Genomic DNA, 21,757 nt, shown 5'->3' with positions numbered 1-21,757 from the left:
CAGTTGATCAACGGCCCGCCATGGCGTCACGCCGTTGCGGCCATTGCCCTCGTTCACGGCGCGGGGCGACAGGCGGACTTGCACCGCCGTGCCAGAGCCGTCAGCGTAATAGGTAAAGGCCGGAGCGAACGGCACCCCAGACGGCTGGAACGGCTTGTTCAGCGAGACACGGGTAACTGCCGGGTTTGGCGCACCGAGAACCATCGTCGGCACAGGGGCAGACACGCCGGATGCCACGGTCCAGACGACAATCTGTTCCTCTGCGGACGTGACCTGAGACGACCCCTGCCAGCGATAATGCCCAACCCCGATGAAGGTCAGTTCCGCGAAGTTGCCAGAGGTCGGGATGCCATTGGCATTGGCCGTGCGCGAAGCCAGAAACCGCGTGCCGACAGGCGGTTCGGCATAGACGTCAACCTGCGGGCGCTTGCGGTTCGCGTCCTCGGGCCGCTCAATAACGGTCCATTGAGCATTGGCCAGCGCGAACGCACCGCCGCCGCCATGACGAAAGCCAATGCCAAGCCCGATGCCAATCCGCATCTTGCACCTCGTTCAGATTGTGGGGGAGTTCAGCCGGTGATGGCTGCGGAGAGGGTTGCGGCCTTATCGGCGCATTCAGCCAGGGCGCGGCGATCCCGGCCCCAGAGGATTTCCACGTCCCGGTCAGACAGCGCCCGGTCGGGCAATGTCACGGGCCGGTCACAGGGGATGGTCAGGGACGGCGGCAGGTCATTGGATTTCGCGGAGACGCCGCACCCGGCTAGCGGGCAGAGCATCAGGCACAGAAACAGGTTCCGCATTCGCCATGTCCTCCAATTCGCGGGCCAGCCGGTCGCGTTCGGCCTGCGCAATCAGGCGCGCCGCTTCCAGCTTGGCCGTGGCCTCGCGCGCGGCCTCTTGGGCGGCTTCGTAGCGGGCCTGTAGCGCGGCTTTGCCGTCCGCCCGGCCCTTGGCGTAGATCGACCCAGCCAGCGCCACGCAGAAGGCCAGAAACAGGGCGTAGCGGGTCATTCAGAACCTCATGGATTGGGCGGGGCCGAAGCCCCGCGCCGTTGGTCATGATGCATGGGGTCCGCCAAAATGATGCGTGTCGATGGTTTTTCCTGTCGAGTTCAGTATATATACCGTCCCGCCCTCTACCTCTTTCCAGCACATGCCATCTGGCCGGAGAGAGAATGACAGCGAGTCCCCCTCGATCCTGACGTGATCGGTCGGGTATATATTCACCACCCCCTTATTGACGTGTTTGACTGTGAGTTCATAGTTGTTCAGTTGCATTTCGATCTTCCTTCGATCTTGCCCGTTGACCCTCGGGCTGGGGACCGGCTCATGCCGAATTCTTCATCCGCCCACCCACTCCATCAGCCGCAGCGTGCCAGTGTCGCCTTCTTCCACGCGCAGGACGCAATCCACGGGTTCGCAATAGGTGCCGTCCGGCGGCGTGATGATCAGCGCGTCCGCCTGCTGCCCTTCGCCGTACTCGAACATGGCCGAGACGGTCAGGTGCGGAAGGTGCAGCGCAACGGGGCGCTCGTCGCCATATCCGTTGCTCAGGTCATTGTTCATCTCGATCACGGCCACCACGGGGCTATCCCCCTCGCGGATCGTGACCTTGGTTCCGCTTATGCTGATCGTGTCGGCCCAGAGAGGCAGGGCGACCAGAGCGAGCGCGCAGAGAAGCGCAAGGGCGAGGCAGGCGCGGGTCATAGCGCCGCCTCAAAGGTCCGCGCATAGCCCGCGATCAAGGCCGCCCTGTCCGTTCCGTTGATGATCCGGCGGGCGTTCACATAGTCGCCGGGAAGATAGTCCGACAGCTTCTTGCCGGTGAACCAGCCTTCCAGCATCCCGCGCAGCATGATCACGGCAGCGATCTCGGGCCGCAGCGCAAGGTCGGGATCGCGGATCAGATCAATGCCCAGCTTCGCTCCGGCGCGCAGGTAATTCGCCCGCCCGGTCAACTGCACATAGCCACGCCCCCGGAACAGGAAGCCGTCCCCGGATTGCGTGTTGCCAAGGCGTGCGCCGACGGCAGTGCCAGGCTCGTATTTGTCGAAATAGGCCCGCTTGCCGTATTCCGTGATCGGCCGCATGGTCGCGGCTGTTTCATGAAAATCCGTCGCCAGCATGTAAGCACGAAAGGTCTTGGGCTGCCCTTCTGTCGCGGCAAGGACTGTGCCGACGCCATCCACCTGCGCCTGCGTCATCTTCCCGCCGAACAAGGGGCGGATCAGGGCGTAATTCATTTGCGCATCCTCCGCCAAAGGATATTCGCGCCGCAGATGGCTGCGACCACGATCAGAGCCGACAGCGCGCCAGCCCACCATTCCGCGCTCATCAGCATGTCCGCGTGCCCTCGTCGCCGTTCCAAGTGCGGATCGTCGGGTCTTGCGCGCCGATCTGACTGCAGATGACGTAGGGTGGAAAAATGTGCGGATGGCCGGTGGAAGGCGAAGGACCAAGCGTGTAGGGCTGCCCCAGCTTCGGCAGGTCAAAGCCACTCGCGCTAACGCCCGCCAGCTTCGCCTTGATTGTCTTCCACTGTTCCGGCGTTGGAGCATCGCCCATCGCCGCCTCAAAGCCTTCCAGCCATGCCTTGAATTCGTTCAGCGTCATTTCATCACCCATGCGATAAGGAGGATCAGCGCGACCCCGACCAGCCCCACGCGGATGCGGTGCCAGAAGTCGCACATGCTGCTGCGGCTTTCCCGCAGAACGATGGTTTTAACCTTCATTCGGGCCGTCCCCGGGCAGGCGGCCCTGCCCGATGCGCCGAAGGACAACCTCAATGATCGCCGGGCCGAAGACCCCGACGAAGTAGCTGGCAGAAGCCCCCGCCCCGACTGCCGGGATCAGCTCGGGCGAAATCCCGGTGAACTTCGCCACGATGGCCGTTGCCAGCGTCCCGGTGCCCCCGGCCACAAGAGCGCCCATGGCGATCTGCCGCAGCGCCGCCCGTGGCCTGACCTTGACCGCAAGGGCGGAAGTCACGCCCCCCGCCGCGCCCCAGCCCGCCGCCGTCACCACCCCGGACGCGATCACGCCGCGCCACACGTCCTGCCAGAAGGTCGTATCGTTCATTACGGTTTCCTATGGTCAGGAAGGTTCGGCGTTCTGCGCCTCTGGGACCGGCGCGAAGGTCAGGCGCCCTTGCGCGAGGGCTTCCACGATGCCCAGCCATGCGGCCACCTGCGGGGCTGCAAGGGCGGGCAACTGCGCTGCTTGGGCGATCTGTGCGGAAATGGCTGCAAAGTCCCTGGGATGCATGGGCTGTCCTTATGCTCCGATGAGATTGAGGGCGACGAGCGCGGCATGGATGCTGGCCGCATCGACCGCCACGCCGGTCTGCTTTGCGATGGGCGTAGCGTTGTAGAAGGCCAGCCGGGGCACAGACCCTTGCCCATCCCAGCGGAACGCCACCTGCCCGAAATTCACCGAACCCAAGATGCCGTCCGACGAAGCGTCGCCAGTGGTCAGGCCGATGGTGTTGCCGTCGCTGGACATGTAGGCCCCGGACCATGCAACCTTATGGCCCGCGCCGAGATAGACCGCGTTGTTGTTGGTATAGACGCCCGCCGACAGGTTGAGGCCCGTCACGAAATAACCGTCCGCGTATAGAAGGCTGGCCGGGGCGCGGGCCAGCACAGACCCGCCGCGCAGGCGCGCCACGTTCCCGCCCGCAACAATGGCATCCGCATCCGACAGGATGCCAGTCCATGACTGGTGCCCCCATACGGACTTGCCGATGCCCAGCATGAAGTCAGCCGGATAGGACGGCAGGACCACCACCCCGGCGGCAAAACTGCCCGTGGTTGCTATCCCCGTCCCACCGAAGGTCGCGGAAAGCTGAAATGTATCCGTCGCCGCATTGACGACATAGTAGGTGTTCCCGCTCGTGAACCCGCCCGGCAAAGTGCCCGTGCCGGTGTAAATCCGCATCGCCATGCCGTTGTAATAGCCATGCCCCGCCCGCGTCAGCACGCCCGGGGTTGCGATGGTAATGGCGCTGATCGCCTCATAGGCCGGTGCGCCCCGCGTTGGCACCACATCGGGAACCAACTTCAGCCCGACGAAATCACGCGTACCGCCCATGCCAGCCTTGAGGCCGTTTGACCCCCAGCGGTTGCCGACATTGATTTCGTAGCCGATGGTATGGCCGCTGGAATAGGTATCGCCCAGAGCCAAAGCTGGGCTATTCGCCCCGCCCCATCCGCCGAATGCCGAGCCGCCGGTCAGGTTGCGATGCGTGACCCAGGAAGTAAGGCCGGTGTCAAATTGCCCGTTTGGCGTGGCCGCGGTGACCTGCAACTGGATAAGGCCAAGGCCATACGTCCCGTAGCCGCCCGTCCGGGTCCAGTCATAGGCAAAAGCCCCGTTGTAGAGCGATCCGGTTATGCTGGGCCATTGGGTCGGTGCCCAGGTCGTGACTTCCGACCCGGCGCGCTTCCATGCGCCAGAGGCCCCCGTGGGGGCAGATGCGGGCGCGATATACCGGGGGTCATTCGCGCTGATCTTGGCCGACAGGTTGCTGGCATCCCAGACCCACGGGATATAGGCCGCGTCCCGCATCAGAGCGGCGCTGTATTGCAGCGTCGAAAGCGCAGCGAGGGCCGTGGAGTCGGCGACAGATGTCTGGTTCAGGACGGCTGCGGCGGCTTCGGCGGCTTCCTTCGCAGCAACGGCTTCCGCCACCTGTGATGGGGTCAGGACCGGCGTCGCGATATCAATGCAGTCCTCAAAGGCGACGGATGGCCCAAGGTCTTCCGGCACATTGAAGCGCCACCGGATATTCCCGCGCGCTGCCGAAGCAGTCGCGTCATAGACGCCGGGATAGCAGTCGAAGTCTGCCCACCCACTACCATCGGTCAGCGTCGTGAATTCGTCCGGCAGAAGCGTATAGCCATCATAGGCAACAGTCGGCCCGATCCGGCGAAACACGATATGCGCAGAGGTCAAATAGCTGCCATCGGGCAGCGCGACCGCGCCCGTCACATTCACAAGCATGTCGGATATTCCCTTAGGGCCAGATAATCTCAGGCAGTGAGGCGATCAGCGCCTCAGGCGTCGGAACAGGGTCAGGCGGCGAAGCCCAGAGCGCGTAGACCGTGGCCCAGACATCATCCCGCCAAGCGATGAAGGCCGCTGCTTCCGCAGCCCAAACCGGGTTCGTGCTAGCGGCGTAAGATGCACAGGAGGTGCCGCTATCGTAGAGACGGGCAACTGCCGTGGCATCCACATAGGTCTGCACTGCACGGCGATAGTCCTCTTGCGTAAGGGGCGCGCCGTCAGCCTCAATCATAGTGACTGCCCCAGTCTTCGCGGAAACGCTGGGGATCATCATAGATTGCCGCCTCCGATCATAGGCGTTAGTTCAAACGCCGCCGCCGCCCCTATTACCCGGAACTGGAGCGCGTTTGCGCTTGACGGTACAGTCAGTGTTCCAGCCGTGGTGCCGACAATGAAACTCCCTGTCCGCAAGTCGATACGGCCAAACTGCGCCCGGAAATTCCCGGAAAATCCGCCAATGACGGAACCGAACATTGCTTGATAGCTGCCCCACGACGACCCGTTGTTGGCCGAAAACCTGACCTCAAACGAACTTGAGTTCGGGAAGTCAGTGAGAAGGAAGAATTCCAGTATTTTCACATCATCCAGATCGGTAATGATCGTCGCTATCGGCAAAAGTCGCGTTCCGTCGAGTGCAAGCGGGCTGATCTTGGGGGCATCTGGCGCGCCCTCCGCAATGGCGATGGAGTTCTCAAACGCCGCCGCCGCCTTCTCGTCAGTCCAAGGCTTCCCCGCCGTGAGTTCTGCCCACGGGGGATCGGTCCAATCTGCCATGCTTCACCTATTGGATAAGATAGGGCTGTGAGCCGTCAGGCATCAGTCCCGTCGCTTCCTCTGCCATCCAGCAGCCGAAAGCCTTTTCTTCATCGGTTGCGCTGGCATAGTCCGGCGCATCGGCAGGCATGATCACGGCAAACCGCCCGATAAACCGATACGATTGCAGCTTGAGCCGCAGCGTGTGGCCCGGCTTCGTGTCATCCACTGCGATTGCCTGCCAGCGGGTCGAAAGCGGGTTGCCCTCACTGTCGATCAGCGCCCGCGTCGTCACATCGAACACATCGCCGTTGTTGATCGACCGGCGCACGCCGCCGTCATGGCTATCAAGATCGAGCGACAGATACTGCGGCACCAGCCGGTAGCGGAGAAGCAAGCGCGCCGCCAAGCGGATCGCGTCCGTCTCGCGCGTTATCCAGTCCGCGAAGATCGTCAGCGTCTTGGCCGACCCTGCCGCCGCCTCACTCTCCACAAAGCCGTCGATATGCAGCCGCAGAAGCCGGTAGTTCTCGGGCTTCCCTTGGTTAAAGGGGCTGCGTCCGTCGAAGTAGACCGCAACCCGCGAAATCTGCGCCTGCGTGTCATCGCTCACGAAAGCCGAACCTGCGACGATAGAGGCGCCATCCGTCAGGATCGTCGGAGCTACATCTGGCGGGCGATTGGCCAACAGGGGGATCGTCTGTTGCCGCTCATCCCACCAGAGCGAAAAGCTGCCCTGTTGGCAAAGCTGGCCCAGAAGGTCGCCAACGGCGGTCGGTGAAACGACCGTCCGCGTCGCCTTCTGCGTCGTCATGAAGTTGAAGCCTTCTTCATTCCATTGGGCGCTGTCCCGATAGCCTGCGGGGATCAGGGTGTGGTTGTCGATCAGGTCAGCCGCTACAGCCCAATGCTGGATGCGCTCATATCGCCCGACCCGCGAAACCGCGTCGTCAACCTGATGCTCTTCTGCCGTGCTGCCCAGCACTCCCCGTACAATGCCGCTCATCGTCCGGTAGCCGTCGCCGTCCAGCGTGTGGCCGGAATACTGGATGATCTCCGACCCGATCCGCAGATACTTCCGCGATCCGGTGTTGCCGCAGGCTTTGTCCAGATCGGCGGCATGAGCCGAAACCCGAACCGTGGTTGTTGTGGCGTTCAGTTCATTGACCAGCGCCGCGCCGATCTCGGGCGGGAATTTCGCGTCCTTTGCTTCCGCCAGCCGCAGAGGGTCGGTCGCCGTGACCGAAACCTTGCCATCCGCGTCCGGCCCGGAGACTGCCGCGATGATGTAATCCCGGCGCTGCATGTCCTCCAGCGCCTGCCCGTGGTAGCCGTCCCAGACCGAAATCAGCGCCCCAGTGTAGAAGGCATTCCGCGCCCGCCAGAGCGCCCAGAACGGCGCCGTATTCCGGTTCGTCCGCAGGTCGCGGTAATAGTCCCCGACCGGATCATCCCAAGGCCTGTCCTGAAAGCTGATCGTTACCGAAGACCCCACGCCCAGAGGAGAAACTGCCGAACGCTGCGCCCCGATATTGATCTCGCTGGATGCGGTCGAAACGCTGGACAGCAGCGGAATGGCGTTGGTGCGGATATCCTCGCCCGTCCGCTGATATGTCGGCATGATCGCCGCGCCGTCCTGGCAGAACATCCATGTGATGCTGCCCGCCGTGTTGATGTTCGTCTGGTCGCCGCAGGTTCCCCAGGTCTGGTAGCAGTAAGGCCCGCCAGAGGCCGTGCACGGGGATACGCCATAGCGCAGGCCGCAGCGCTTCTGGCGCAGGCCGACATACTGGACCGGGCGGCGCGTCAGGCTCATTCTGTCGGCCCCACATGAGCTTCGCCCTGAACCTGCACTCGCATCAGGTTTTTGATGCCCATACGCTCAGGGACGATATCTCGCGAGGTAAGGACATAGCCGACATCATCGGGATAACCCTCAGGGCGCAGGGCGGCGAAGAATGGCAGCTCGCGGGCTGACAGCATGAACGGGAGAAAGTTCTTGCGCGTCCAATCTTCAGCGATGTGCGCCCAAGTTGCCTGAAAGGGCCGCGATGTCGATGTGATCGACCGGCCCATGATCTGTCCCGTGACGCTCTTGTTCGTTTCAAAGGTCGTTGACCGCACCAGGTCCAAGGCCGGGATTTCCGAATAGGCGGGTTGCGGCATAACCAGCATCTTTCCGGCGGCAAGAACCCCAATCAGGGCCTGCCCGGAAAGCGTCACCCGAACCCCCGTTGCGGTGACCGGGCGAAAAGCCACCATCAACGCCGTATCTGTCTCAGGGCTGATCGGATCGTGGGCATTCACCCAGCTTCCGCCTGTGTAGACCTGAACCGTGGCCGTCACGCCTTCCGATCCGATGGAATGAGCCGCGATAGCAACGCAGTCGATTTCTGCCGCCGTGAAGGTCGCGGTCAGCGTCGCGCCCGCCGCAGGCCGCCACCAGGATACTGTATCCATGGACTGCGCGCGCTCAGCCTCAAAACCCTCATCTTCCGAAGTGGCCGAGAACGATCCTGACAGCAGCAAGTTATCCCACAGGATGCGGGACAGCGTGAGCGGCCTGCGGAAAACGCGCTCGTCGCTGCGGAATTGGTCGGTCATGTAGATCATGCGGCAACAAGCCTCGCGTCTACGCGATAGCCCCGCGCGGCGGCTTCGTTCAGTTGAGCAATGACAGCCTGCACTGTCGTCATTGTGTCTGCCGAACCGCCGGTGAGGGCGATATCAACGCGCTGGATCGGCAAGGCCGGGGCCGCCGCGCCAGCAGACCCAGCGCTTGCTGATCCGCCGCCGCCACCGTTCATGCTGGCCGACTTGATAGATGCGATCATCGCGCCGGTTTTTGCCAGGGACATTGCCGTGAAGGCCGCAGCAACAGGCGGGCCGCCGATCTTCATACCCTTTTCCCAAGCCGAAACCGCAGACGACCATCCATCCACAACCGCCTGCGCGATTGCCGCCGCCTGGCCGATGCGGAACAGCTTCTTGTTTTCGGTGTTCATGAGCGACGACAGGTCACCGAACGCGCCGGACCAGCCGGAAAGCTTCTCCTCCATCGCCGCCCGATCGAGCGCGCGCATCTTGTTGTTGAAGTCCGCCTGCGCCTGAAGACGAAGCGCGTTATACTCCTGTTCAGTCAGCAGGCCCTTGTTAAGAGCCTCAGCAAGAACCGCGTTCCGTTCTTCGTAGAGCGTGCGCAGTTCCTCAGTTTCGGTCTGGAAGTCCTTCCGCAGTTTGTCGAGACGATCCTTCGTGTCGTCCTTCTTCCCGCCGCCACCGCCGCCCCCCTTCGACTGCTGTTTGTTCCAATCAGAAATCAACTGATCGACAGTCTGGCGGCCGAATTCGCCGTACCCTTTCTGATTGGAGGTGCGAGGGTCTCCACGGGCGCCGATCTGCCCGTAGCTCATAGAGTCAGCAAGGTTCATCAGGCTGACAGCTTGCGCCAGTGACACGCCAAGACTGGCAGCAAGGCGTTCCGCTTCAGATGCCGCGCTGGCAATTCCCGACGCCATATCAACCGACGCCAGATCAGCCGCCGCCTTTGCGCTGTCATTCAGGCCCTTGTAGACCTTCTGAACCTCCGGCGGCATAGCCTCGTAAGTGTGGTAGATGTCAATCAGAAGTGCAGAAAGGCGGTCTGCCGCGCGCGTCTGGTCTTCAACGCCCTTCGCGTCGCGAAGGTCAGCCATCGCCGCTGCCAACTCGCGGGCCTTCTCAGCGGGAAGGTTATAGGCGCTCGCCAGAAGCGCAAGCGTCTTGCCCGCCCTATCCCCTTGGCGAACCATTAGGTCAATGCTCTGGATAAATGCGTTGTCGGTATCTGCGAGGGCGGCCCGCAGCGCGGTCTGCGCTTCGGCCATCTCGACGCCATAGATCGCCTTCGCAGCCCGCAGGGCTTCTTCGGCTAGCTCCCCGTATTTCAGCTTGGCATCGACCAGTGACATGCTAGCGACCTGCTGCGCCGCCTGTGCTGCGCTGGTAGCCTCTTTCAACCGGTCAAGGGCGCCGGCAGCTTCCTCGGAACTCTTGCCCATCCCAAGAAGCATGGGAATGATCGCAGCGCCAACCGCGATGCCAGTGCCAATCCATGGCACCACAGTGCCTAGCGACCCTCCAAGCATGGAAAACGCGCCTGCCGCCTGTGGGGCTTGCTGCGCGACCGCACGAAGCCACCCGATCATCGGGCCAGAGACAAACACGTCCTGAATTTGGTAGCCAACCTGGTTGGCGATCATTCCGAACTTGCCGACGCCCTGGCCCGCCGCCTTTGACGCCGGATCAACCGTCAACATGCTGGCGCCAAGCTTCTGCGCCATGGCCGCATATTGGGCCTGCGTGATCACCCCGAGTTGCAAGGCGTCGTCTAGCTGTTCGACCGCAGCCTCATACCGCTTCGACGCTGCAAATAGCGGGTCGTAGGACGCCCGCAGACGGTCAATCGCGGTCTTCGACTGATCGAACATCTGGAAGGCGCTGGCCGACTTCTCAGCCGACTTCCCCAGACGATCGGTGAAGCCGGTCAAGGCATTGATCCGGTTTTGCACTTCGGACGTTGTGCCGACCATTGCCCGGAATTGGCGGTCAGCTGTCGCGGTCGCAGAATTCAGGCGGCCAAGCGTGCGCTCGGCTTTCGTGACCGCATCCGTCAGGGGGCTGACATTGCCACCCACAGTAATGACGATATCGCCGTCGGCACGTGCCATCAGAACCCACCTGTATCGTTGCCGTCGAGCCAGCCGACGAATTCACGCTTGTCTGCTTCGGAAAGGCGGCCAGCACCTTTGGCCGGGTTCAGCGTTTCAACCAGCCACCAGAAATGACGCGGGGGCATCGCCCAGAACTCGCTTGGCGCGATCTGGAATTGCTTCACCGCGATCTGGAAGGCGTCCTTTACGAAGCGTCGGGCTTTCCCTCGGGGTCGATCTTCCCTTCCCCGCCCTTGGGCGCATCGCCCATCAGCAGATCGACCAGCGCGAACACCGCGCCAGCGAAGTTATCTCCATCATCTGCCTTGCCCATTGATCCGACGAGCTGCGCATGCACTTCCTGATCGGAGACCTTGCACCCGGCAAATCGCAACATCTCGCCAAGGCATCGAGCCATCTTGAAGAAGCGGGGCTGATGAAGCCAACCTAGGATTTCGCCAAGCGGGGCAATTTCCTCGATCCGCTCACCAATCTGAAAGGCGCGAGTGTCAGGGATGACATACTCCGCGTCTTTCCATGTGATCTTCACCTCAGCCATCAGACGGGGGTCCAGGTGATCTCGCCGGACGAGGCGATGGTTGCAGAAAACTCTGTCGCGTCGTCATGTGGGGCCGTGATTTCCAGAGACGAGAAGTGGAACTGGCCCGCAGCCGTTCCCATCCCGTCGATGCGGATTTCATAGTCGCCCAAAAGATCGGTCGTCACGCCCAGCGCTTTGCCGATGAGCGAAGTCCCCTTGATGATCCCGGAAACGGACATTTCCACAGACCGGACTGAGGCGTCGTTAAGGAAAACGCGCCAGCCATCATCGCCTTTGTCTGTAATATCAATGGCTTCGTTGTTGATGGTGATCGAGTCGGAGCGCGCACCGGCAACCAAAGTCGCGCCAACTCCCGTCCCTTCGTAGATTTTGACCTTGCGGCCAGCGACTGCTGCCATTGGAAGAACTCCTTAACTGGCGGTTTCGATAAGCCCGCGATATTCGCAGGCGCCGTGAAACGATCCGTCGGCCATCTGCATGATGTCCGAAGTCTCGCGCATCAGATCGACCAGCGCGTAACCCTCCACCGTGATCGCGCCGCGATGCAGGCGGGTATAGATGGCCGTCTGAATGTCTTTCGCTTCCCTCATCGAACCGGAGCGCGAATAGGTATGGATGCGGGCAATGAAGTCGAAGCCCGTGCTTTCCTTCACATCGAATGGAGCGAAGACGATGGTCCCGACTGTCACGCAGGGGAAGTTGGCATTTGACCCGCCGTCCGGCGCTTGTGGCTGCACGTCGTAGACCGTCAGGCCAAGACCAGAGAGGGCATCGAAGATGCCCTTCTGAACCGCGAATTCTGCCATCTTAGCCCCGCTTCATGGCGCGCTTGATGCGCCGCTCCAAGACTTTGGCAAAGGCGTCCAAGTGCCGTTGCTGGCCATCGGCCTTGTACTTGTTCAGCGCCTTGAGAAACATGGCGTACTCGACGCCATCCGGGCCTTGGCCATATTCCAGAAACCGCCAGTAAAAGGCGGCTGGCAACACATGGACGATGCTTTCGAACTGATCAGAGCCATTGGCGTTGCGCCGCCGCGCCTTGATCGACCGCTTCAGATCCCCGCTGTCGCGCGGGGCCATGTCTGCTGCGTCCTTGGCAATGTCGCTGGCAACTTGTTGAACCGTGCTCCGCGCCAGGTTGCGGGCTTCCTTCGGTGCGACGGTCGTCAAGGCCGCGATCACGCCGTCAAGGCCGCTAATCGTAACGCTCACGATGCCACGCCCCGTTCGGCTTCAATCGTCAGGTATGCCGCGCGGTGGCCCTCGCGCCGAATGCCACGGATGTTGTAGTTGGAGCCTCGCCAAACGATCCGCATGGTTTCGTCCAGATCGGCGCGGTTGCGGATGATGAACAGCGTCACCATGGAAGCGGAGATGCGGTCAGAGACAAGACCCTCTTTCCCGGCCTTGGCCATTACTTGCGCCCAGACAATCGGGACCGAAGGGATATTGGCCCAAACCTCGGTTGACCCACCTCCGCTATCACCCAGCCGCGTCAGGGATTGTAGCGTGATCCTTTCATTCATCTTGCCCGGATGCGTCGCCATATGCAGGATGCCTCACGTTCAAGCATTGGAGTGCAGTATGAAGAAAGTCATTGCCGCAATTTGCCTTGCCGCCACTCTTGCCGGGTGCGTCGCCATGTCGCCGATTGTCGAAAGCCGCCCCGTGTCTCTGACATCTGGCCAGATTTCACAGATCAAAGGCTCTATGGCCTACGACCTAAAAGACCCCGGAAGCGCACAGTTCCGTAACATCCGCGCGGCTGATGTTACCCTCAGTGATGGCACCAAAGAGCGTCGCGTCTGCGGCGAATTGAACGGCAAGAACTCCTTTGGCGCCTATGTCGGCTTTGAGTGGTTCGGCGGGAAAATGGTTGGCGGAAAGTTCGTTCGCGACCCATTTTTTGGCCCGTGTGAGGCGTGATGCAACACAGTCGGCGGAGAAACTAACTCGCCCCGCCGCCCCCCCCCATGATGCGGCTCAGCGCCAGCGGAGGTAATCATGAAGCTTGAAGGTGAAGGCGATTTTGAGTTCGAAATCGTCGGGGAAAGTCACTACCAGGACGCTCTAGAGGTGATCGCTGGCCGGAAAGAGGAGGAAGGCAAGTGGCTTGAGTGCGAAGCCACACTGCGAGCCGAGCCGGACAACCCATATGATAAGAATGCAGTCGCCGTCTTCATCCGGCAAAAGAAGGTCGGATACCTCAGTCGAGCGGACGCCCTTGCTTGGAAGATTGCCTTGGAGCGGCGCGGATACGTCGGGCAGGATGTTACCTGTGACGCAGTGATCGTTGGCGGGTGGAAGAACAAAAGCGGCGACGAAGGGCACTACGGTGTTAAGCTTGACCTATAGCCATGGGGTTGTAAGCGATGAAAGAAGTGATCGAACGGTTCACATGCAGAGACGATGATGGCCAGACCTACGACGTTTTGAAGCGTCAGAACATATCTACCTATCAGCCGATCTCTGGACCGCCTCGCAGGGTGAAGGGGACCATTGACTTCGTCCTATCGAACGGCATGCACCTGAATGCCAGCGATGACGAAACGGAATTTACCATCGTCCAGACCGACAAGAAGATCAGGAAGTATTAAACCACCACCCACCGCAGCGCGCCGATCAGCGCGTTGAACGCCAGCGGGGCATCCTCGATCCGCGTTTCGCTGGCAGCTTCCCGGTTCTGATACCAGTGCGCGACCAGAAGCTTGATTGCCATCTGAACAGTCGAAAGCGCATCCTCGGGCATCTCGCATGTCATGGTGACGGTCGCTGCCTCGGTGATCGTCACCAGAGCGCCAAGGCAATCAGCCTCAAAGGTCGCCGTGCCAGCATCAACCGTGACTTCCAAAACGTCAGGAAGCGGCAGGCGGTAGGTACCCGCCTCGCCGTAGGTCACAGCCCATTGCTGCGACAAGATGCATCGCCCCATGATCCCGCGCCACCCGTCCAGATAGGACACTGCCGCCGCCTCATAGGCTTCAATCAGGGCATCATCGTCCGCATGGTCAACGCGAAGATGCGCCTTCAGGTCGTCCATGGGGACGACCGGAGTAGCGGGTGGAGTGACGCGGACAGGGGGCATCAGGCAACCGGCTTCTGCGCCGCACGGGCCTTGACGATCTGAACGCTGGCCGCAATCGACGTGCCGCTGTTCAGGGTGAGAACCGTGCGAACATAGCGTTTCCGCCCGATATAGCCGACCTTGTAGGCCGTGGAGGCGGCAAGGGCGGTCGGGAAGGAACCGACGAGATCAGCCGCTGCAACGTCCGTGAAGTCGCCCGAGGTCGTGGTGTCGCTTTCTTGCAGCTTCGGGGTGAAGTTGCCCGAGGAAACGATGGCCCCGGTATTGATCAGCACAGCCGCACTGTCGAAGCCAGCAAGATCGATGGCCGAACTGGTGTTGGTCGCGGTGAGAACCTGCGGCACGACCGCAGAAACCACCCCGAGATTGGAAGCAAGGTCACGCATGGCGCGTTACTCCTGTGGATGTGGTTGCCGGGGCAGACCATCCGCCCCGGTCATGGCGATCAGTCGCCGAACTTGAGGAACTTGACGGCCTCGAAGTGGATGGCCGCGCCGCCGACACGCTTGGTCGTATAGAAGCCGATCTTGGGCTTGTCGGTCAGGGCATCGCGCAGCACGCGAATGCCGATCCGGTCAACGATCTGATAGGCTTCCGCGAAATCGCCGAAAGCGATGGACAGGCTGTCCGCCGCGATCACCGGCATGTCCTCGGCCTCCACGATGTTGAAGCCCAGAACCACGCCGCCCGACATGGATTGCAGCGAAGGCGCCCAGAGGTAGTTGCCTTGGCCGTCTTTCAGCTTGCGCACAGCCGCCACCGTCGAACGGGCCATCATGAAGTTGGCATTCGAGCGATGCGCCGCCTTCACCGAATAGACCAGATCAATCAGCTTGTCCGCGCCGTTGGTCGAAGTGCCAAAAGAGGCATCCGTGCCAGTGAGAACGTGCTGGAAGGTGCCCCAGGCGCGCGTTGCGTCTGCGGTCACGGCGGTCGGATAGGTCAGCAGGCCCGTGGGCTTCAGCACGCCGTCGCCGTTCAAGAACGCCGCATTCTCGGTGCGGGCGAACTTGTCGGCCACCTTGCCAGACAGCCACGCCTCGATATCCCACATCGAGTCATCCAGAAGCTTCTGGGTGACCTTCGGGAAGGCATACATCTCGTGCACCGGGATTTCCCACTTGCCGAGTTGCGGCGTGGTCGTCTCGGGGCGCGATTGGGTTTCCCCGACCCATCCGGCAGTGCCTTCGCCCAGGTCGTTGAAGCCTTCCAGCCGATCGGTGCCGATGGTCGTGACCGACGCAACCTGCCGCATCGGCGAAGTCTCATAGACCCGCTTGATGATGCGACCTGAAGTGTCGGGCGTCACGGTATAGCCGCCATCGGGGTCGGAACCGACCGACATGGCCGCCATGACTTCGCGCGGGGTATTCCCGCCACGGCGCATATAGACCTGCAAGCCGTCGCGATAGGCCCCGTATTCAGCCACGGACAGATCGGCCTCGCGCTCCTTGGCGAACTGGGCAGCGGCTTTCGCCATGCCATCTTCGCCAGCGCCACCGCCCAGCACCGCAGCAGCAGCCTTGGACGCAACGTCCGCAAGCTCCTTCTGCATGTCGGTGATGCTAGCGTTGATCTTCTCCACCTTCTCGTCAAGAACGGGGTCGCTCTTGCCGCCTTCCAGAGCCTTCAGGCGCTGGTCGTTCGCTGCCTTGAATTCCTCAAAGGCGGTCTTGATCTGGCCCACGAGCGCCGCAGGATCGCTGGCGTCCGCGCGCACGGAAGCAACGCCCCGGAAGGGCGTCTTTTGGTGCATGGACATTGGTTTTCTCCCTTATGCCCGGATTGCGGAAAGAAACTGAGCAAGCTCAGCCACGAATTCGCCTGCATCGCGCGCGGCGGGTCGGGTTGCATCACGCTGGCCCGAAAGACTGTTGATCATGTCGGCGCGCTCCTTGCGGGCCACGCCTTGCTTTGCCAACGCCGCCTCCATGCGGCGACGGGCAAGGATATCGGTCGGGATGCTGGCCTTGGCCCCTGCATCGCCAGAGCCTTCGAATTCACCGTCTGCGAAGCCCTTTGCGATGGCTTCCGTCGCGGTCATGTAGGTTCCATCCGATGCCCGCGTCGGGCCGTCCAGCATGGCCAGTATATCCTTTTCCTTCATTCCGGTGCGGGCCGAGTAAATCGCCGCAAGCGACTGGTCGAATGTCTCGAAAACGGAAGCCGCATCGGCGAAGTCATGGCGGTTGCCGATCACGAGGCCCCAGGCATTGTGGATCATCATCACCGACCCGGCCCCCATAAGAACCTCATCGCCCGCCATGGCGATGGCAGAGGCCGCAGAAGCCGCGATGCCCATGATCTTGATTGTCACTTTGGCAGGGTGTTCCCGCAGAAGGTTGTAGATCGCCAACCCTTCGAACATATCGCCGCCCGGACTGTTGATGTTGACGGTCACATCCTTCGCGCCGACAGACCGAAGCGCGCCGGCCATGCGCTTTGCCGTGAAGCCTTCTCCCCAGAAGTCCTCGCCGATCGCGCCATAGATGGAAATCGTGTTGGGATCGTCGGCTTCTGCCGCCTGCGGCTTTTCCGCCCATTGGCCAAGAGCTTCAGCCGGGGCATCCCAGCTAAAGCCGCTGGGGCGGTCAAACGCCTGCGGCTGTGGTAGTTTGCGGAGCGACATTCGCGCCTCCTGATTGCTGCCCCGGCATTGCGGGAAGGTTGTCGCTGTGGCCCAGATCAAGCCAACTGCGCACTTCGTCCACTTCCAGGAAGGGCTGATGGCCGCCAGACCCGAGACCCGTGGCGAAGAATTCCGCTTGATCCTTCATCGATCCGCGCAGAAGCCCGCCAGCGTTGAACTTGGCATCAAGCGTCTTCGCCTCTGCCTCGGTCATCAGGTCGCGCGAAATCGCCTGCTGCCAGGCCTCAAACCAAGGGTTCAGGCCATAGCGGACAAAGAACTGACCCAGAACGTCAATCCCAGACCCCCAAGACGTGTCATCCACCCCTAGAAGGGGGCGCGGGACGCCGAACGGTCGCGCGATTTCCTCGATCTGGTGCTTGCGCTGTTCGACCGCTTGGGCGTCCTTGCCCGTCGCCGAAACGTTCCCAAGCTTCATCCCTTCCTCAAGGATGAAGGACTTCCCGGCATTGTCCGCGCCCTCTTTGGCCGCGAGGCTTTCCTTCAGTCGCTCGAATGCCTCAGGCGAAAGCTTCCCCGGATGCTCAAGCGTCAGACTGGACAGAACGCCGCGTTGAAACAGGCGAGCTGAGGCCCGCTCAGATTGGATTGCCAAGCCGATTGCCTCTGCCGCCTGTCGCACCAGAGACAGGCCGGTGAACCCATCGTCCGACAGCCCATAGCGAAGGTGGAAGATGTCAGCCTGCCGGAATGTGCGAGGCGCGCCCTCTTTCACCGTGACCTGATAGACCAAGGACCAGTCAGCGGACTGCTTTACCGTGACTGCGGAATTCGCAAGCGGGACCAACTGAACCACGCGGTTTCCAGCCCGCACAATCAAGGCGAAGGCATCCCCATGGGTCAGCGCCCGCTGCTGCATCAACGCGCGAAACTCAAAGGCGGTCTGCCACGAGTTGGGCTTCCGGTGCAGCACATCGAAAAGCGGCACATCAGATCGCTTTTCTTTCGACTCTTTGTCCAGAAGGTGCAGCGGCAACATGCCGATGCTGAACGAAATCAGCGAGACGCACCGCATGACCGTCGTGTTCTTCAGCGCCTGCTGCGGCGTGACATAGACGCCGGAAGCCGTCTCGTAGCTGCCGCCGATGCGCAGAAATTCCGACACCTGATCGGGTGTCATATTCGACAGATCGAATTCGGCTTTCGGGCGCTTGCCCACCAGCGCAGCGCCGAGATTGGTTAGATAGCCCATCGGCACCTCAGATCACCAGGAGACCGCGATCCTCATAGACCGACGGGCCGTCATCACCTTCCCACGTCCCGGCAACGCTCATCGCCATCGCGAGCGCGACCACACCGTCTATCCGGCCACGGCTCTTGTTCTTGGCCAGCTTCCGATTTCCTGCCGGGTCCGACTGCACCACTGCATTGGAGGCACACATCGTCAAAACGGGGTGCCCGCCGTGGGCCAAACACTCAGTCAGGACGGCGCTTTCCAGCGTCGAAAGGGCTGGCGACATGCTGGCAAACCCCTGCCCGAACGGCTCGAAAATCGCATCGTCGCCGTCCAGTTGATCTTGGCTGAACCCGGCATCAGCCAGTCGGGGCTTGAGATGCGCATAATTCCATCGGTCGAAAGCAATCTTCCGCACATCGTACCGCTGGCAGACTTCGAACAGGTGATGCGCGACGAAAGCGTAGTCCACAACCGGCCCTGCGGTCGCCCTCAGATAGCCTTCGGACTCCCAAATATCGTAGGGAACCCGATCCGCCTTCGCCCGCTCCCGCAAACCCTGCCCTGGCAACCAGAAAGTCGGATACACATCCCATGTCGTCCCGGCTGTCTGCCCGGCAAGAAGCCCGGAAGCGCGCGGCGAAACCAGCACGAGCGCCGTAAGGTCGGACACTTGCGACAGGTCCAACCCGCCATAAACGACCGCCCCGTCAGCAAGCGGCGCAACAGGCGTCGCACATGCCTGCCAAACTGCGCGACTGATAAAAGGCGCAGTCGCCTCGATCCTCTGGTTCAGATACAGCCAACGGAAGCTGTTTTCCTCGACCGGCAAACGGTCAGCCCGTGCCGCCAGGTCTTCAATGTCTTCAACCGACCGAAAATCGCCCATCGCCGGGTTTGCAGCCCGCCATGCTTCCCGGTCCGAAACAGAGCAATCCGCAGGCGCGGTATATAGATGGCTGACGATCCGGGGGTCTTCATTGTTGGCGGCATCATCCAGCCATCGGCTGAACAGGTCGTTATCCGTCGCCGCCTGCGTAGAAATGGCAATCAGGAGCGGGTTGTCATGCGCACCCTGCGATGTGGTGATCGCCTCCACAAAGTCGTCGTGAGGCCCCTTGATCTGTCCCACTTCATCCAGAATTGCCAGGACCGGCGAAAGGCCGTGCGCAGTGCCAGCCTCCGATGAAATGGCCCGATACTCGACGTTCATCACCTTGCCGATGATCGCCTTCTGCGAAGGCGTGATGTGCGTCAGCTTCTTCAACTCAGGCGAGAGATAAATCATCTTCTGCGCCAGCTTGAAAACCAGGGCAGCTTGCTCCCTCGATTTCGCCCCACTGATGATTTGACTGTTCAGCCGCGCTTCTGGCCCAACGATATGCGCCAGAAGAAGGCAAGCGATCAAAGCCGTCTTGCCGTTCTTTCTGCCGATTGACAGGTAGGCTCGGCTCGTCCCTACCGGATTGTCGTATGTCTCGAGAATGAACCGCTTCTGAAATGCAAGAAGCCGCATCGGCTTGCCTACATGGCGACCCTCAGGAACCGCGAGATACCTCTCGATGAAGGCGATAATCCTTTCGCCCCTCGTCAATTCGGCCTCGCAATCAGGTCATCCCCGGCGCGGGCGTCGCCTTCCATTCCCTTCGCCGCGTCTCGCCGCTTGCCTACGTCGCGGGCTTCGCCAGCCTTTGCGCGCGCGTGAAGTTGCAAGTTGCGCCGGGTTGCCATGATCGAAGTGTCCAGCATCCGCACCCCACCAAGGCGCGGATTTTGGCATGGCGCGCCATTCGCCGACACAGCCGTGAAGCCCTCAGCGTCCAGCTTCTGCAACTCGTCGCGCAGCATTCGCATCTTGCGGGCCAAAAGTGCCGCCAGCTCCAGCTGGTGCGCAGTCCATTCCGAGCGGGCGAATTCATCGATCACACTGGCGAAAAATGGCATGTCCTCGCTGTTCAGCGGGACGTTTGACGGGGGCACGATCTGCTGCTGCGCTGCTTGGGCCGCATCGACTACCGCCGTCGCGCTATCAATGCGCTGTCGCTTGCTCATCGGAATTCCTGTGTTAGCGGACGAAGAAGCCTCCCCGCGCCGGTCCCCGGCCCCCTAGCCCTGACTTTCGATGCCCCCCCTGCCGAAGTGCAGCGGTGGCGGGTCAGCCCTCTATTGGGTATCCATCCGGCCCGACGATGCGCACTGCCTTGTGGCCCCTAGCATCGTGGCCTTCTCTGGTGGTCTTGGCTGCGTGGTGATCATCGCAGATTGACCGCAGGTTATCCGGCTCGTCTGTGCCGCCTTGGGCCTTAGGCACCCTGTGGTCTACTGTCCTTGCCGGCGTCACCCTGCCCGCCTCAAGGCATAGCTGGCAGAGGTGATTGTCCCTTGCGAGGATGGTCAGACGCAGACGGCCCCAGGCCGCGTCATAGCCACGTTGGTGTCGCGTGCCTTTCTGCCCACGCCACCCACCGCTTGGCTTGCTCACCACCAAGCGTAGAAAGTGCCGCTGGCAATGGCAGTGATCCGCTTGCCACGGAATGGCAGTACATCGCCCGCCACCATGTCATAGTCCAGCGCGGTAGTCCCGTCGCTCACGCTGATCGTGCCTGCCGCTTTGCAATAGATGCCGCGCGGGCGAGGATCGATATCTGCCCCCGTCACAGACAAGGCGGCATGTCGAGTTGCGGGGCTGTCCAGGCCAGCCGCATATCCTTCGAATGCGTCGGCCATCAGTTGGTCACTCCAGGGTTCTGGATATCGAGGTTCAGCACGGTCGCGGATGCGGCGAGGCCCAGGAGACAGACGTTCTCGCCTGCGCCCACATCAGCCACGGGACAGATGCCACCAGGCGTGCCGGACAGGTAATAGGCCGCGCCTGCGGTCATGGTTGCGCCGATGGTGATGGGGCCGCTTCTCTGGACCGTGATGGGCTGGCCGCTGCTTGCGCCGTTCAGGGCGATGCCACCAGCGATACGCAGGGCTGCGGTCGCGTGGTCAGCGTCGGCGAGAACCCAGCGCTTGGTCGCGGTGTTGAAGACTACGGCTTGCCCTGCCGTGATGGTCGCACCGGCAATGCCATGCTCGGTGCGTGCGTTCGATCCCGCAACCACATTGGCGGCGGTGATGGTCAGATCAGCCATGATGATTTCCGATCAGGTGATGATTTCAATGCCGCACTTGGCATCGTCTTTGATTGCCTTGATCACGCCCCCCACGTCGATCTCCAAGGGCTGACGGGCCTGTAACGCGATTGCCTTCAGAGACCAGGCAATATCCTCAAGCAGCTTCAGAGCGTCCTTGAGGCTAGAAGTGTCAACGCTGATCGTGAGAGAAGCGTTATCAGCCATAGCGGCCTCCTGTTGATCTCAAAGCGTCAGTAGCTGCCCCATGGCCTGTCAATCCCACATGACCAGCCTATGCGGATATCTGGCGCGCCACGCTTGCCGCATGCCTTGCAGACGAGCCGGTCGAGAATGTCTCGGCGCACCGATCCGCCGTTCAGCCATTCGGGCGGCAGGTCAGGGTGATACAGTTCGGCGCTGTGGCCGCAGCTGCAGAAGAGGTATGTGTACATTCCGCGCTTCGACATGAAGCGATTTTCGCGGAACATTTGTGAACGTTCAAGACGCGCCTTCCGGCCTTCGCAGATACATGACCCCGCTTGCGCGCTGCGTTGACCCTTGGGGGCAGGCAGGCGATGTTGCGGCTGTGCGCTTGGCCGCTGAGAGGTGCGGGCGGGTGTGGGGTGCCGATCTAATAACCCTGCGGCGTCAGGGTGCAG

32 protein-coding genes are annotated in these 21,757 nt (G+C 61.7%); 3 read left to right on the top strand and 29 right to left on the bottom strand.

Features of this window, described 5'->3' with window-relative positions; genetic code table 11:
• The 18 genes from ACED67_RS18965 to ACED67_RS18880 all read right to left on the bottom strand — a co-directional run.
• A partial coding sequence (locus ACED67_RS18965) for a hypothetical protein (RefSeq protein WP_395543290.1) occupies nucleotides 1-540 on the bottom strand: 540 nt, incomplete at its 3' end.
• A gap of 189 nt (nucleotides 541-729) precedes the next feature.
• Complete coding sequence (locus ACED67_RS18960; protein WP_395543289.1) at nucleotides 730-1,011, bottom strand: hypothetical protein; 282 nt, start codon at nucleotides 1,009-1,011, stop codon at nucleotides 730-732.
• A 330-nt stretch (nucleotides 1,012-1,341) separates the two neighbouring features.
• On the bottom strand, nucleotides 1,342-1,707 hold the full coding sequence (locus ACED67_RS18955) for a hypothetical protein (protein ID WP_395543288.1): 366 nt from the start codon (nucleotides 1,705-1,707) through the stop codon (nucleotides 1,342-1,344).
• A complete protein-coding gene (locus ACED67_RS18950; RefSeq protein ID WP_395543287.1) occupies nucleotides 1,704-2,324 on the bottom strand; it encodes a glycoside hydrolase family 19 protein in 621 nt (206 codons plus the stop codon). The genes ACED67_RS18955 and ACED67_RS18950 overlap by 4 nt, the downstream gene beginning before the upstream one ends.
• 10 nt (nucleotides 2,325-2,334) lie before the next feature.
• A complete protein-coding gene (locus ACED67_RS18945; RefSeq protein ID WP_395543286.1) occupies nucleotides 2,335-2,613 on the bottom strand; it encodes a hypothetical protein in 279 nt (92 codons plus the stop codon).
• Nucleotides 2,610-2,732 (bottom strand): hypothetical protein, encoded by a 123-nt coding sequence (locus ACED67_RS18940; RefSeq protein ID WP_395543285.1) that lies wholly within the window; start codon nucleotides 2,730-2,732, stop codon nucleotides 2,610-2,612. Before ACED67_RS18940 ends, ACED67_RS18945 begins: the two co-directional genes overlap by 4 nt.
• Nucleotides 2,722-3,078, bottom strand: coding sequence for a hypothetical protein (locus ACED67_RS18935; RefSeq protein WP_395543284.1), 357 nt, complete (start codon nucleotides 3,076-3,078; stop codon nucleotides 2,722-2,724). Before ACED67_RS18935 ends, ACED67_RS18940 begins: the two co-directional genes overlap by 11 nt.
• A gap of 195 nt (nucleotides 3,079-3,273) precedes the next feature.
• Complete coding sequence (locus ACED67_RS18930) at nucleotides 3,274-5,001, bottom strand: hypothetical protein (RefSeq protein ID WP_395543283.1); 1,728 nt, start codon at nucleotides 4,999-5,001, stop codon at nucleotides 3,274-3,276.
• Between the two features lie 333 nt (nucleotides 5,002-5,334).
• Nucleotides 5,335-5,838: a hypothetical protein gene (locus ACED67_RS18925; RefSeq protein ID WP_395543282.1), complete on the bottom strand. Its 504-nt coding sequence runs from the start codon at nucleotides 5,836-5,838 to the stop codon at nucleotides 5,335-5,337.
• Nucleotides 5,839-5,845: 7 nt separating this feature from the next.
• Nucleotides 5,846-7,633, bottom strand: a complete 1,788-nt coding sequence (locus tag ACED67_RS18920) for a hypothetical protein (protein WP_395543281.1) — start codon at nucleotides 7,631-7,633, stop codon at nucleotides 5,846-5,848.
• A complete protein-coding gene (locus ACED67_RS18915) occupies nucleotides 7,630-8,430 on the bottom strand; it encodes a hypothetical protein (protein ID WP_395543280.1) in 801 nt (266 codons plus the stop codon). Before ACED67_RS18915 ends, ACED67_RS18920 begins: the two co-directional genes overlap by 4 nt.
• Complete coding sequence (locus tag ACED67_RS18910; RefSeq protein ID WP_395543279.1) at nucleotides 8,427-10,526, bottom strand: hypothetical protein; 2,100 nt, start codon at nucleotides 10,524-10,526, stop codon at nucleotides 8,427-8,429. The genes ACED67_RS18915 and ACED67_RS18910 overlap by 4 nt, the downstream gene beginning before the upstream one ends.
• The gene (locus ACED67_RS18905; RefSeq protein WP_395543278.1) at nucleotides 10,526-10,693 is read right to left on the bottom strand and encodes a hypothetical protein; all 168 of its coding nucleotides are present in this window, start codon (nucleotides 10,691-10,693) and stop codon (nucleotides 10,526-10,528) included. The genes ACED67_RS18910 and ACED67_RS18905 overlap by 1 nt, the downstream gene beginning before the upstream one ends.
• 20 nt (nucleotides 10,694-10,713) lie before the next feature.
• Nucleotides 10,714-11,067: a hypothetical protein gene (locus ACED67_RS18900; RefSeq protein ID WP_395543277.1), complete on the bottom strand. Its 354-nt coding sequence runs from the start codon at nucleotides 11,065-11,067 to the stop codon at nucleotides 10,714-10,716.
• Nucleotides 11,067-11,468 (bottom strand): phage tail tube protein, encoded by a 402-nt coding sequence (locus ACED67_RS18895; RefSeq protein WP_395543276.1) that lies wholly within the window; start codon nucleotides 11,466-11,468, stop codon nucleotides 11,067-11,069. The genes ACED67_RS18900 and ACED67_RS18895 overlap by 1 nt, the downstream gene beginning before the upstream one ends.
• Nucleotides 11,469-11,480: 12 nt before the next feature.
• Nucleotides 11,481-11,876: a DUF3168 domain-containing protein gene (locus ACED67_RS18890; RefSeq protein ID WP_395543275.1), complete on the bottom strand. Its 396-nt coding sequence runs from the start codon at nucleotides 11,874-11,876 to the stop codon at nucleotides 11,481-11,483.
• A gap of 1 nt (nucleotide 11,877) precedes the next feature.
• Nucleotides 11,878-12,240, bottom strand: coding sequence for an HK97 gp10 family phage protein (locus ACED67_RS18885; RefSeq protein WP_395543274.1), 363 nt, complete (start codon nucleotides 12,238-12,240; stop codon nucleotides 11,878-11,880).
• 38 nt (nucleotides 12,241-12,278) lie between these two features.
• Complete coding sequence (locus tag ACED67_RS18880; protein ID WP_395543273.1) at nucleotides 12,279-12,617, bottom strand: phage head closure protein; 339 nt, start codon at nucleotides 12,615-12,617, stop codon at nucleotides 12,279-12,281.
• A gap of 37 nt (nucleotides 12,618-12,654) precedes the next feature.
• Here ACED67_RS18880 and ACED67_RS18875 point away from each other — a divergent pair, with 37 nt between their 5' ends.
• The 3 genes from ACED67_RS18875 (at nucleotide 12,655) to ACED67_RS18865 (ending at nucleotide 13,667) form a co-directional block, all read left to right on the top strand.
• The gene (locus tag ACED67_RS18875) at nucleotides 12,655-12,996 is read left to right on the top strand and encodes a hypothetical protein (protein WP_395543272.1); all 342 of its coding nucleotides are present in this window, start codon (nucleotides 12,655-12,657) and stop codon (nucleotides 12,994-12,996) included.
• A gap of 78 nt (nucleotides 12,997-13,074) precedes the next feature.
• Complete coding sequence (locus ACED67_RS18870) at nucleotides 13,075-13,425, top strand: HIRAN domain-containing protein (protein WP_395543271.1); 351 nt, start codon at nucleotides 13,075-13,077, stop codon at nucleotides 13,423-13,425.
• Between the two features lie 17 nt (nucleotides 13,426-13,442).
• Entirely contained in the window at nucleotides 13,443-13,667 is a 225-nt protein-coding gene (locus ACED67_RS18865; RefSeq protein WP_395543270.1) for a hypothetical protein, read from the top strand.
• Here the strand turns inward: ACED67_RS18865 and ACED67_RS18860 are convergent.
• The 11 genes from ACED67_RS18860 to ACED67_RS18810 form a co-directional block, all read right to left on the bottom strand.
• Complete coding sequence (locus ACED67_RS18860; RefSeq protein WP_395543269.1) at nucleotides 13,664-14,110, bottom strand: head-tail connector protein; 447 nt, start codon at nucleotides 14,108-14,110, stop codon at nucleotides 13,664-13,666. The two genes, ACED67_RS18865 and ACED67_RS18860, sit on opposite strands and share 4 nt — an antisense overlap.
• A 44-nt stretch (nucleotides 14,111-14,154) precedes the next feature.
• Entirely contained in the window at nucleotides 14,155-14,541 is a 387-nt protein-coding gene (locus ACED67_RS18855; RefSeq protein ID WP_395543268.1) for a hypothetical protein, read from the bottom strand.
• Nucleotides 14,542-14,600: 59 nt separating this feature from the next.
• Nucleotides 14,601-15,917: a phage major capsid protein gene (locus tag ACED67_RS18850; protein WP_395543267.1), complete on the bottom strand. Its 1,317-nt coding sequence runs from the start codon at nucleotides 15,915-15,917 to the stop codon at nucleotides 14,601-14,603.
• Nucleotides 15,918-15,929: 12 nt separating this feature from the next.
• A complete protein-coding gene (locus ACED67_RS18845; protein ID WP_395543266.1) occupies nucleotides 15,930-16,784 on the bottom strand; it encodes a head maturation protease, ClpP-related in 855 nt (284 codons plus the stop codon).
• Nucleotides 16,747-17,997, bottom strand: a complete 1,251-nt coding sequence (locus ACED67_RS18840) for a phage portal protein (protein WP_395543265.1) — start codon at nucleotides 17,995-17,997, stop codon at nucleotides 16,747-16,749. Before ACED67_RS18840 ends, ACED67_RS18845 begins: the two co-directional genes overlap by 38 nt.
• Before the next feature lie 7 nt (nucleotides 17,998-18,004).
• Entirely contained in the window at nucleotides 18,005-19,495 is a 1,491-nt protein-coding gene (locus ACED67_RS18835; RefSeq protein ID WP_395543264.1) for a terminase large subunit, read from the bottom strand.
• 74 nt (nucleotides 19,496-19,569) lie between these two features.
• Nucleotides 19,570-20,031: a phage terminase small subunit, hendrixvirinae-type gene (locus tag ACED67_RS18830; protein ID WP_395543263.1), complete on the bottom strand. Its 462-nt coding sequence runs from the start codon at nucleotides 20,029-20,031 to the stop codon at nucleotides 19,570-19,572.
• A 103-nt stretch (nucleotides 20,032-20,134) separates the two neighbouring features.
• A complete protein-coding gene (locus ACED67_RS18825; RefSeq protein WP_395543262.1) occupies nucleotides 20,135-20,461 on the bottom strand; it encodes an HNH endonuclease in 327 nt (108 codons plus the stop codon).
• A complete protein-coding gene (locus ACED67_RS18820) occupies nucleotides 20,458-20,706 on the bottom strand; it encodes a spike base protein, RCAP_Rcc01079 family (RefSeq protein WP_395543261.1) in 249 nt (82 codons plus the stop codon). Before ACED67_RS18820 ends, ACED67_RS18825 begins: the two co-directional genes overlap by 4 nt.
• Nucleotides 20,706-21,116, bottom strand: coding sequence for a hypothetical protein (locus tag ACED67_RS18815; RefSeq protein WP_395543260.1), 411 nt, complete (start codon nucleotides 21,114-21,116; stop codon nucleotides 20,706-20,708). The genes ACED67_RS18820 and ACED67_RS18815 overlap by 1 nt, the downstream gene beginning before the upstream one ends.
• A 12-nt stretch (nucleotides 21,117-21,128) precedes the next feature.
• Nucleotides 21,129-21,323, bottom strand: a complete 195-nt coding sequence (locus ACED67_RS18810; protein ID WP_395543259.1) for a hypothetical protein — start codon at nucleotides 21,321-21,323, stop codon at nucleotides 21,129-21,131.
• Between the last annotated feature and the right edge of the window lie 434 nt (nucleotides 21,324-21,757).

Origin of the sequence: Neotabrizicola paludis, assembly GCF_044142105.1 — a bacterium.
Lineage (GTDB): Bacteria > Pseudomonadota > Alphaproteobacteria > Rhodobacterales > Rhodobacteraceae > Pseudogemmobacter.
Note: the sequence above shows the minus strand (reverse complement) of the source record. Positions and strands in the feature narration are given on the sequence as shown.

Bases quoted from the DNA above. Each gene is read 5' to 3' on its own strand.
- ACED67_RS18855 (WP_395543268.1), bottom strand. From the start codon at position 14,541: ATGCGTGACCTTGCTTCCAATCTCGGGGTGGTTTCTGCGGTCGTGCCG.
- ACED67_RS18950 (WP_395543287.1), bottom strand. From the start codon at position 2,324: ATGGTGGGCTGGCGCGCTGTCGGCTCTGATCGTGGTCGCAGCCATCTG.
- ACED67_RS18900 (WP_395543277.1), bottom strand. From the start codon at position 11,067: ATGGCTGAGGTGAAGATCACATGGAAAGACGCGGAGTATGTCATCCCT.
- ACED67_RS18810 (WP_395543259.1), bottom strand. From the start codon at position 21,323: ATGGCTGATAACGCTTCTCTCACGATCAGCGTTGACACTTCTAGCCTC.
- ACED67_RS18915 (WP_395543280.1), bottom strand. From the start codon at position 8,430: ATGATCTACATGACCGACCAATTCCGCAGCGACGAGCGCGTTTTCCGC.
- ACED67_RS18940 (WP_395543285.1), bottom strand. From the start codon at position 2,732: ATGAAGGTTAAAACCATCGTTCTGCGGGAAAGCCGCAGCAGCATGTGC.
- ACED67_RS18935 (WP_395543284.1), bottom strand. From the start codon at position 3,078: ATGAACGATACGACCTTCTGGCAGGACGTGTGGCGCGGCGTGATCGCG.
- ACED67_RS18835 (WP_395543264.1), bottom strand. From the start codon at position 19,495: ATGCGGCTTCTTGCATTTCAGAAGCGGTTCATTCTCGAGACATACGAC.
- ACED67_RS18920 (WP_395543281.1), bottom strand. From the start codon at position 7,633: ATGAGCCTGACGCGCCGCCCGGTCCAGTATGTCGGCCTGCGCCAGAAG.
- ACED67_RS18880 (WP_395543273.1), bottom strand. From the start codon at position 12,617: ATGGCGACGCATCCGGGCAAGATGAATGAAAGGATCACGCTACAATCC.
- ACED67_RS18865 (WP_395543270.1), top strand. From the start codon at position 13,443: ATGAAAGAAGTGATCGAACGGTTCACATGCAGAGACGATGATGGCCAG.
- ACED67_RS18820 (WP_395543261.1), bottom strand. From the start codon at position 20,706: ATGGCCGACGCATTCGAAGGATATGCGGCTGGCCTGGACAGCCCCGCA.
- ACED67_RS18960 (WP_395543289.1), bottom strand. From the start codon at position 1,011: ATGACCCGCTACGCCCTGTTTCTGGCCTTCTGCGTGGCGCTGGCTGGG.
- ACED67_RS18830 (WP_395543263.1), bottom strand. From the start codon at position 20,031: ATGAGCAAGCGACAGCGCATTGATAGCGCGACGGCGGTAGTCGATGCG.
- ACED67_RS18815 (WP_395543260.1), bottom strand. From the start codon at position 21,116: ATGGCTGATCTGACCATCACCGCCGCCAATGTGGTTGCGGGATCGAAC.
- ACED67_RS18955 (WP_395543288.1), bottom strand. From the start codon at position 1,707: ATGACCCGCGCCTGCCTCGCCCTTGCGCTTCTCTGCGCGCTCGCTCTG.
- ACED67_RS18850 (WP_395543267.1), bottom strand. From the start codon at position 15,917: ATGTCCATGCACCAAAAGACGCCCTTCCGGGGCGTTGCTTCCGTGCGC.
- ACED67_RS18945 (WP_395543286.1), bottom strand. From the start codon at position 2,613: ATGACGCTGAACGAATTCAAGGCATGGCTGGAAGGCTTTGAGGCGGCG.
- ACED67_RS18925 (WP_395543282.1), bottom strand. From the start codon at position 5,838: ATGGCAGATTGGACCGATCCCCCGTGGGCAGAACTCACGGCGGGGAAG.
- ACED67_RS18870 (WP_395543271.1), top strand. From the start codon at position 13,075: ATGAAGCTTGAAGGTGAAGGCGATTTTGAGTTCGAAATCGTCGGGGAA.
- ACED67_RS18910 (WP_395543279.1), bottom strand. From the start codon at position 10,526: ATGGCACGTGCCGACGGCGATATCGTCATTACTGTGGGTGGCAATGTC.
- ACED67_RS18840 (WP_395543265.1), bottom strand. From the start codon at position 17,997: ATGGGCTATCTAACCAATCTCGGCGCTGCGCTGGTGGGCAAGCGCCCG.
- ACED67_RS18895 (WP_395543276.1), bottom strand. From the start codon at position 11,468: ATGGCAGCAGTCGCTGGCCGCAAGGTCAAAATCTACGAAGGGACGGGA.
- ACED67_RS18860 (WP_395543269.1), bottom strand. From the start codon at position 14,110: ATGGACGACCTGAAGGCGCATCTTCGCGTTGACCATGCGGACGATGAT.
- ACED67_RS18845 (WP_395543266.1), bottom strand. From the start codon at position 16,784: ATGTCGCTCCGCAAACTACCACAGCCGCAGGCGTTTGACCGCCCCAGC.
- ACED67_RS18875 (WP_395543272.1), top strand. From the start codon at position 12,655: ATGAAGAAAGTCATTGCCGCAATTTGCCTTGCCGCCACTCTTGCCGGG.
- ACED67_RS18930 (WP_395543283.1), bottom strand. From the start codon at position 5,001: ATGCTTGTGAATGTGACGGGCGCGGTCGCGCTGCCCGATGGCAGCTAT.
- ACED67_RS18890 (WP_395543275.1), bottom strand. From the start codon at position 11,876: ATGGCAGAATTCGCGGTTCAGAAGGGCATCTTCGATGCCCTCTCTGGT.